The following is a 6,512-nucleotide window of genomic DNA, read 5'->3' as shown; positions in this document are numbered from 1 at the left end:
CCAGCACCGCTTTGGCGCTGTTAAGGTCGGCGCCGCTGATCCGCTTGACTTCCTGGATTTCCGGCATGGGCAGAAAGGTAAACAGGGAAAGAAACCGCGCCACGTCCTGATCGTCGGTGTTGATCCAGTACTGGTAATAATCATACGGGCTGGTACGTTCAGCATCCAGCCAGACCGCGCCGGCAGCGGTTTTTCCCATCTTGGCACCGCTGCTGGTGGTGATCAGGGGAAAGGTGAGCCCGTACACCTGGCGGTTGAGCACCCGCCGGACCAGGTCGATGCCGGCCACGATATTGCCCCACTGGTCGCTGCCGCCCATCTGGAGCACGCAGTCCCGGTCCCCGCACAGCTTGAGAAAGTCGTAGGCCTGCAGGAGCATGTAGTTGAACTCGATAAAGCTCAGCCCCTCCTCGGACTCCAGCCGCATGCGGTAGCTCTCGGCCTTGATCATCCGGTTCACGGAAAAGTGCCGGCCGATGTCCCGTAAAAATGGAATGTACTCCAGGCCGGTCAGCCAGTCCGCGTTGTTCACCAGCAGGGCTTTACCGCCGTCAAAATCAATAAACCGCGAAAGCTGGCGCTGAATACCTTCAATGTTTGCTTCAACCGTTTCCGGCGTGATCAGCTGGCGCATCTCGGTCTTGCCGCTGGGATCCCCCACCAGGCCGGTGCCGCCGCCCACCAGGGCGATGGGCCGGTGACCGTTTCGCTGCATGTGGGCCAGGGCCATGATGGGCACCAGGCTGCCCACGTGCAGGCTGGAGGCCGTGGGATCAAACCCGATGTAGCAGGTGACGGCCGATTCAGCGGCCAGGTCCCGCAGCTCCTGCTCGTGGGTAAAGGCCTCCACAAACCCCCGTTCGCTCAGTATGTCTACCACGCTCATCAGTACAGACTCCGTTATTTAGTTTCCATCCATAAATGGCCTTTTTCCGCAATCTCTGCGTCAAACTGCGGGCTTCCTTGTGCGGTGTACAACAGTACGCCTCCGCGTCATCCCTTGTTTTCCTTGACCTTGCGAAAAAATTCTCATTTCTGGATTGGAAACGTTTTTCGTGCCCCCATCTATTATGAGAACGCAACAAAGAAATTGGGTGTTTTACGAAGCCATTCGTTATTTATTAGCGTATTCGACGGCTCTTGTTTCCCGGATCACTGTCACCTTGATCTGGCCCGGAAAGGTGAGGTTCTCCTCGATCTGCTTGGCAATGTTGCGGCTCAGCACCACCGACTCTTCGTCCGACAGGGCCTCGCCTTCCACCATCACCCGCAGCTCACGGCCGGCCTGAATGGCGTAGGCCGTGGCAACGCCCTTGAACGCGTTGGCGATCTTCTCCAGGTCTTCCAGCCGCTTGATGTAGTTTTCCAGCAGCTCTTTGCGGGCACCGGGCCGGGCACCGGAAAGAGCGTCCGATGCCTGCACCAGGACATCATAGACCGACTGAGGCTCCACATCCTCGTGATGAGCTCCGATGGCATGGGCCACCTCCGCCGACTCTCCGTATTTCAGGGCCACGTTGGAGCCGATCAGGGCATGCGGGCCTTCCACCTCATGGTCGATGGCCTTGCCGATATCGTGCAGCAGGCCCATGCGCCGGGCAAGCTTCTGGTCCAGGCCCAGCTCAGCGGCCATAATGCCGCACAGAAAGCCCACCTCGATTGAATGCTGCAGCACGTTCTGTGTATAGCTGGTACGAAACTTCAGGCTCCCCAGGATGCGCACCAGCTCGGGGTTGATACCGTGCACCCCCAGGTCGAAGGCCGCCTGTTCGCCGGCCTCCTTTATCGTTGCCGCCACCTCGACTTCGACCTTTTTTACCACATCCTCAATGCGGGCCGGATGAATACGGCCGTCGGCAATCAGCCGCTGGATCGAAATACGGGCCACCTCACGCCGCACCGGGTTGAAGCCGGACAGAATCACGGCCTCCGGTGTGTCATCAATAATCAGGTCGATGCCGGTGGCCGCTTCCAGCGCCCGAATGTTCCGGCCCTCCCTGCCGATGATGCGGCCCTTCATCTCGTCGCCGGGCAGTTCCACAACCGATACGGTCTTTTCCGCCACATAGTCGCCGGCGTACCGGTGAATGGCCGTGGAAATGATCTTCTGGGCCTTCTTGACCGCCTCTTCCTCGGCCTCGGTGGTAATTTTCTTGATCAGCTTGGCGGCATCGTGCCGGGCCTCATCCTCCATGGAGCGGACCAGAATCTCCTTGGCCTGTTCCGCCGTCAGTCCGGACACCACCTCCAGCTGCCGTTTCTGTTCAGCCAGCAGGTGATCGTATTCAGCCTGTTTCTGCTCGACCTCCTCTTCGATCTTCTGGGCCCGCTTCTCCTTCTTGACGACCTCCTGCTCCCGCCGCTCCATCTGGTCATACTTCTTGTCCAGGTTCTCCTCTTTGGAGATCAGCCGCTGCTCAAGCTTTTTTAATTCCTTTCTGGCATCCGCGGTTTCGGCGTCAAAATCGCTCTTCATCTTGAAGAGCCGGTCTTTGGCCTCCAGCTTGGCTTCCTTGACAAGGTTTTCCGCCCGCAACCGGGCATCCTCGACAATCCGCCGGCTCTCCTCCCGGGCTTCATTCACTTTCTTTCTGGCCAGCCAGTTCTGTATCACAACCGCCAGCACATACCCGATCACAACACCGGCAACACCGGCAACACCTGTGTATATATTCATACGGTTATTCCTCCTCGTCCCTGGTAAAGATCAGCGACCGGTTTAAGGTAAAAAAGGCACCGGCAGGCCGGCTCTGCCGGCGCCGGGGCACCTGTAAACGTCAATCAGTGCTGAAACGACAGACGGGAAGAAAACAGAAAAAAGAAGGAGTTTCAACTTGAGGAAAAGTGCTGTGGTGAAAAAATCCCCCTGCCTTTGTGCCGTGTTGCCAGGTCTTTGACCATGGTAAACAAGGTGGGCGCCGTGTGGCTCTTTTAGGCTTTTCCGTCCATGCGGAACCTGCACACCAGAGCCAGAGACAGCTCCCGTCCTGCTATAGTTGGGACAAAGAGCATCTATCAATCACTTGCACGGCAGGGGGTACACCTCAAAAATCATTTCACCTTACACGATTGGAACAACAGTTCACGAAAAAGGCCATCCTTAAATTACTACAGACGGGCATCCATCGCCTGAATCAGCGCCTGGGACCGGGTGGTCACGGCCTGCACCATCCGGTGCCGGTCGCTTCGCAACCCGACGCATTCATTGGCGATGTTCAGCGCGGCCTGGGTAAGCATGGCAAAGGGGTTGCGTGAAATGGCCGTTCCGCCGGCCTTCTTTGCAACCACCGTTACCTCCTGTTCCAGTAAATCAGCCACCGCATGCGCATTTGGAACATCCGCATCCGCCTCAAATGTATAACTTTTACCAAAAAGATGAATGGTTATATGCTCACCCAAAAGGACACCCTTTTCTAAAACCGTGGAGACCGCTTACTGCTGCCCCACTGTTGCGTTACCTTCCAGAGACTTGAAATGATTTATCTTTTCAATCAGTGCGTCGATTTTTGACCGAACCAACGCCTTTTCCTCGACAAACCGTTCCTGTGCTTCTGCTTTCTCCTTAACCTCTTGTTCCAACTGATTTATTCTATCCTTCAGCTGGATGTTGGCCGTTTCAAGTGACTCTATTGTTTTAAATAACTGTTCAACCCGTTTTTCAATCTCATCAAACTGATCGTGCAGTTGTCTGGTTTCCTGCTCGTTCAACAATACACCTCGCTGGTTTCATAATTTATTTGGATAAACATGAAAAGTCAAGAAGTTTTCCCCCGAAGACCGGCTGCCATCCGCTCCTCGGCACGGGCCAGGTCGGCCCTGCTGTTGACACCGATCACCTCGTCCGCGTCCGGGCAGACCAGTGTGCCGATCCGCCGCTTGTTCGTATAGGCAACACCTATTATATCGGTCAGGTAAATCTCGTTCTGGGCGTTGTGGGGTTCGATACGGGACAGTGCCCAGGCCAGAAAGTCCTTTTTCACGCAGTAGATACCGGCGTTGACGACATTGATTTCCCGCTCTTGTTCCGAAGCATCCGCCTCCTCAATAATACGGGAGACATTCCCTTCCGGGTCCCGAATGACACGGCCGTAACCGGTTGGATTTTCAAGGGCAACGGACAGCAGCGTCACGGCCCGCGCCTCCTGCCGATGGGCGGCAACCAGCCGGCAAATGGTGTCGCCTGCGATAAACGGCACATCCCCGCACAGAATCACCACATCCCCGGTCTCTTCAGAAAGGGCATCAAGGGCGCACTGGACCGCATGGCCGGTGCCCAGCTGCCGTTCCTGAAAGGCAAACCGCACCCCGCCCTTTTTCGCCGCCTCGGCCCGAACGGCTTCGGCCTGGCACCCCACCACCACCACGACATGTTCACAGGCCGTCACTGTCAGGGCTGCGTCCAGCACATAGCTGAGCATGGATTTACCGGCGATCTCGTGAAGCACCTTGGCTTTGTCGGACTTCATCCGGGTGCCAAGGCCGGCCGCCAGAATAACAATAGAAACAGGAGAGTTGCTCATTTTATATCCGTATTCAAGGTACTTGTTCTTGAGTCCCGGGCCGTGTCGCCGGCAGACCGGAACAAAACCCGGCAAAAACAAAAGGGCATGCCAGAAAACGGAATGCCCTTTGTATTCTTTAATAATCGACTGCCAACGGCGGTAGAACCGGTCAGGCGCCGGCTACGCGAATCCGCTGTATCGCCCGTGTCAAAGCAGCCTTTGCCCGGACAAAATCAACGTCTTCCCCGCTCTCCAGCCGCTTTTCCGCCCGCTCTCTGGCGGCCTCGGCCCGCTGAAGGTCGATATCCTCTTTTCTTTCGGCGGATTCCACCAGAACGGTGATCCGGTCGGGCAGCACCTCGGCAAAGCCGTCGCTGACAAACAGCAGGTGCTCTTTTTCACCTGTATCTTTATAGTGAAGGGCTCCCGGCATCAGGGACGTTAAAAAAGGGGTGTGATTGACAAGTACACCAAATTCACCCAGAACGCCCGGTGCCATGACGATCTGCGCGTCGTCGCTGACCACCGTTTTTTCCGGGGTAACCACTTCAAGCCTCAAATTTTCAGCCATTTTCCATCCCCTTGTTAACGCTGTTAGCCTTTGGCTTTTGCAACGGCTTCTTCAATGCTGCCCACCATGTAAAAGGCCGACTCCGGAAGGTCGTCATGCTTGCCGTCACAGATCTCCTTGAAGCTTCGAACCGTGTCTTCAATCTTGACATAGGAGCCGGGCTTGCCGGTGAAGACCTCGGCCACATGGAAGGGCTGAGACAGGAAGCGCTGAAGCTTTCTGGCCCGCTCAACCGTGACCTTGTCCTCATCGGAAAGCTCATCCATACCGAGGATGGCGATAATGTCCTGGAGTTCCTTGTATTTCTGAAGGGTCTGCTGAACCTCCCGGGCCACCCGGTAATGCTCCTCACCGATATAGGCCGCGTCCAGAATACGGGAGGTGGAGTCCAGCGGGTCCACCGAGGGGTAAATGCCCAGCTCGGCGATCTGACGGGAAAGCACCACTGTACCGTCCAGATGGGCAAAGGTGGTGGCAGGGGCCGGGTCGGTAAGGTCGTCCGCGGGCACGTACACGCACTGAACCGCGGTAATGGAGCCCTTGTCGGTTGAGGTGATCCGCTCCTGAAGGCCGCCAAGGTCCACCGCCAGTGTCGGCTGATAACCCACCGCCGAGGGAATGCGGCCCAGAAGGGCGGAGACTTCGGCGCCGGCCTGGGTAAACCGGAAGATGTTGTCGATGAAGATCAGCACGTCCTGGCCTTCCACATCACGGAAATATTCGGCGCAGGTCAGCGCGGAAAGGGCCACACGGGCACGGGCCCCGGGGGGCTCGGTCATCTGACCGTAAATCAGGGCCGCCTTGGGAAGAACCCCGGAATCCTTCATTTCATGGTAAAGGTCGTTGCCTTCACGGGTCCGCTCGCCCACACCGGCAAACACGGAAATACCGCCGTGCTGCATGGCGATGTTGTTGACCATTTCCATCATGATAACGGTCTTGCCCACGCCAGCGCCGCCGAACAGACCCATCTTGCCGCCTCTGGGAAAGGGCACCAGCAGGTCAATAACCTTGATGCCGGTTTCCAGAACGTTCACGCTGGTGTCCTGCTCAGTGAACAGAGGCGCGGGACGGTGAATCGGCATGGTCTTTTCACGGCTGACAGGGCCCAGGCCGTCCACGGGTTTTCCCACCACGTTGAGCACACGACCAAGAGAGGCCGCGCCAACAGGCATGGTAATGGGAGCACCGGTGTCCTTTACCGGCATGCCCCTCACCAGACCGTCGGTAACGTCCATGGCAATGGTGCGCACCACGTTGTCGCCAAGGTGCTGGGCAACCTCAACCACCAGGTTGTCCGCCTCATCATTAATGACGGTATTGGTAATCAACAGCGCTGTCAGAATCGCGGGCAACTTGCCGGGTTCAAACTCGACGTCCACCACAGGCCCCATGACCTGTACGACCTTTCCGATATTGTCACTCATCTATAGACCTCC

At 57.0% G+C, this 6,512-nt stretch carries 7 protein-coding genes and 1 other RNA gene (1 of these 8 running past the window's edge); all 8 read right to left on the bottom strand.

The genetic code is table 11. The features are described from left to right. Positions 1 to 886: the 5' portion of a tyrosine--tRNA ligase gene (gene tyrS / locus DOLE_RS03105; protein WP_012174038.1), read on the bottom strand. The gene continues 416 nt to the left of window position 1, outside the view; 886 of the gene's 1,302 nt are visible here — the first part of the coding sequence; it begins with the start codon at positions 884 to 886; its stop codon lies off the left edge, out of view. Between the two features lie 228 nt (positions 887 to 1,114). Continuing rightward, entirely contained in the window at positions 1,115 to 2,677 is a 1,563-nt protein-coding gene (gene rny, locus DOLE_RS03100; protein WP_012174037.1) for a ribonuclease Y, read from the bottom strand. Between the two features lie 182 nt (positions 2,678 to 2,859). Further along, positions 2,860 to 3,040, bottom strand: a non-coding RNA gene (gene ssrS / locus DOLE_RS17850) — 6S RNA. Positions 3,041 to 3,108: 68 nt separating this feature from the next. Next, the gene (locus DOLE_RS03095; protein ID WP_012174036.1) at positions 3,109 to 3,399 is read right to left on the bottom strand and encodes a cell division protein ZapA; all 291 of its coding nucleotides are present in this window, start codon (positions 3,397 to 3,399) and stop codon (positions 3,109 to 3,111) included. A gap of 33 nt (positions 3,400 to 3,432) precedes the next feature. Beyond that, the gene (gene zapB / locus DOLE_RS03090) at positions 3,433 to 3,708 is read right to left on the bottom strand and encodes a cell division protein ZapB (RefSeq protein WP_012174035.1); all 276 of its coding nucleotides are present in this window, start codon (positions 3,706 to 3,708) and stop codon (positions 3,433 to 3,435) included. Positions 3,709 to 3,755: 47 nt separating this feature from the next. Beyond that, the gene (locus DOLE_RS03085) at positions 3,756 to 4,520 is read right to left on the bottom strand and encodes a sugar phosphate nucleotidyltransferase (protein WP_153304341.1); all 765 of its coding nucleotides are present in this window, start codon (positions 4,518 to 4,520) and stop codon (positions 3,756 to 3,758) included. Positions 4,521 to 4,671: 151 nt separating this feature from the next. Next, positions 4,672 to 5,073: a F0F1 ATP synthase subunit epsilon gene (locus DOLE_RS03080; protein ID WP_012174033.1), complete on the bottom strand. Its 402-nt coding sequence runs from the start codon at positions 5,071 to 5,073 to the stop codon at positions 4,672 to 4,674. 23 nt (positions 5,074 to 5,096) lie between these two features. Next, positions 5,097 to 6,500 carry a F0F1 ATP synthase subunit beta gene (gene atpD, locus DOLE_RS03075; protein WP_012174032.1) on the bottom strand — a complete coding sequence of 468 codons (1,404 nt, stop codon included), beginning with the start codon at positions 6,498 to 6,500 and terminating at the stop codon, positions 5,097 to 5,099. Between the last annotated feature and the right edge of the window lie 12 nt (positions 6,501 to 6,512).

The organism is Desulfosudis oleivorans Hxd3, assembly GCF_000018405.1.
Lineage (GTDB): Bacteria > Desulfobacterota > Desulfobacteria > Desulfobacterales > Desulfosudaceae > Desulfosudis > Desulfosudis oleivorans.
Note: the sequence above shows the minus strand (reverse complement) of the source record. Positions and strands in the feature narration are given on the sequence as shown.

What these genes read in the sequence shown, in the direction of transcription:
- atpD (WP_012174032.1), bottom strand. Translation starts at nt 6,500, where the DNA reads ATGAGTGACAATATCGGAAAGGTCGTACAGGTCATGGGGCCTGTGGTG.
- rny (WP_012174037.1), bottom strand. Translation starts at nt 2,677, where the DNA reads ATGAATATATACACAGGTGTTGCCGGTGTTGCCGGTGTTGTGATCGGG.
- DOLE_RS03085 (WP_153304341.1), bottom strand. Translation starts at nt 4,520, where the DNA reads ATGAGCAACTCTCCTGTTTCTATTGTTATTCTGGCGGCCGGCCTTGGC.
- DOLE_RS03080 (WP_012174033.1), bottom strand. Translation starts at nt 5,073, where the DNA reads ATGGCTGAAAATTTGAGGCTTGAAGTGGTTACCCCGGAAAAAACGGTG.